At 56.0% G+C, this 1,550-nt stretch carries 1 protein-coding gene; it reads right to left on the bottom strand.

Annotation, left to right across the window (positions count from 1 at the left end):
- Positions 1-304: 304 nt before the first annotated feature.
- Positions 305-1,471, bottom strand: a complete 1,167-nt coding sequence (locus ACSQ2W_RS27320) for an IS110 family transposase (RefSeq protein WP_436087318.1) — start codon at positions 1,469-1,471, stop codon at positions 305-307.
- Positions 1,472-1,550: the final 79 nt, after the last annotated feature.

Here is a 1,550-nt window from a genome sequence, read left to right as displayed (position 1 = left end):
TCACATCAGGACTTTTGTCAATTGTTCATTCGACTGGCATCGTATTTCTCCGTGATAGGCGGATCCACGGTCTGAGCCCATAGCATTTACCGGCCCATTCTCAGGCCTATACAACCTCACATCCGGTCGCCGTTCTTGGCGGCTGCACCATTATCCCGCTTTCGACGGGCACGGGCTCAGGAGAACGGGGCCAAACTCAAGGTCGGCGTTTAAAGCCAAAAGGATCCCCGGTCCGTTCACCTGGATCCGTCAGGACTGATCAGGCCCTGAGGATTAGAAACGGTGTTTCGCAGCAGTTTGTGTTTCAGGCAGTTTTCATGATTGCCCCTTCAATTACGACGCCGGAGTTCACGTACTTCCAGAGTGCAACCAGCAACTTACGGGCCAGCGCTACTATCATCGGCGTTTTAAGGCGGCCGGCATTGCGTGCGATGCGTTCCTTGAACCATAACGTTAACGCCGATTTCGGTTGATGCCGCAACCATAGCCAGGCGAGTTCGACCATTGTCGCTCGTAGTCGCGGGTTTCCCGCCTTCGAGACTCCTTGCTCGCGACTGATGTTACCGCTTTGCCAGGGGGAGGGGGCGAGGCCCGCGTAAGATGCAATTTGCCGTCGATTATCAAAGTGTCGGAACAAACCTTCCGTGTAGAGTATCGTCGCGAACTCGGGACCAATTCCTCTGACCTTCAAAAGCGCGACCGCTCTAGCCGGTGTTTCCGGTGTCTCGCGGACGATCAACGCATCTCGCTCTGCTTCCACGGCCTTGATTTGCGTTAGCAGCAATTCCAGACGATCGAGTTCTCTGCAAATTTCGGCTTTGAGATGCTTGGACAGCACTCTGCCATCGCCAGTTCGAAGCTCGTCCAGACACTGACGGCGATCACGGCGCAAAGGCTCGTAATCTCGTATTCCTTGTGTAAAGAGCAGTCCCTTGATGCGATTGACGTGGAAAACACGTTCCGCAATCAGAGTTTTCCGCTCCCGCCCGATCCGACGGTTGTCGTCCTGCTCGGAGGTGAGAAGTTTGACCATCGAGCACGCACGCGGCTCGCCGCGTTTCCAGGCCATCAAAGCGCGTATCAGTGTTTCCCCGTCGATCCGATCCGTCTTTGCCCGGCGATGGCGGCGCGGCATGGCAATAGATGCAGCTTCCACAATATGGCTCTCGATCCAGGCTTCCTTGCTGAGAACGCGCCCCAGCCAGAAGCCATCAAGTCCGGCCTCCTGGATCACCACCAGCGGAAAAAGCCTCGCCTCGCGCCGCTGGGCTTTCTGGCGAAGGGCGGCAAAACACGAGAACAAGCCGGCGATATCGCCTCCGGTAACTGTATGGCGAGACATCTTTTCACTTCCCGGCGATAGAGCTGTCACGAGCCATGTCGATTTGCTCAATTCCAACGAGACGAAAATTGCTCCAAGATCGATGAGGGTAGCGGTCTGTGCTTGAGTTTGATCTGCTGTCATCGGCATGATTGGCCTCCAGAGAGTTTTCTAGCGACCTCACCCTGCCACGGTGCAGGCCGCTACTCACCCCTGATGGGATCTCAAG

It is taken from the genome of Pararhizobium sp. LjRoot255, from assembly GCF_964252905.1.
GTDB lineage: Bacteria > Pseudomonadota > Alphaproteobacteria > Rhizobiales > Rhizobiaceae > Pararhizobium.
This window is presented reverse-complemented; position numbering and strand designations above follow the sequence as displayed.

What these genes read in the sequence shown, in the direction of transcription:
- ACSQ2W_RS27320 (WP_436087318.1), bottom strand. Translation starts at nt 1,471, where the DNA reads ATGCCGATGACAGCAGATCAAACTCAAGCACAGACCGCTACCCTCATC.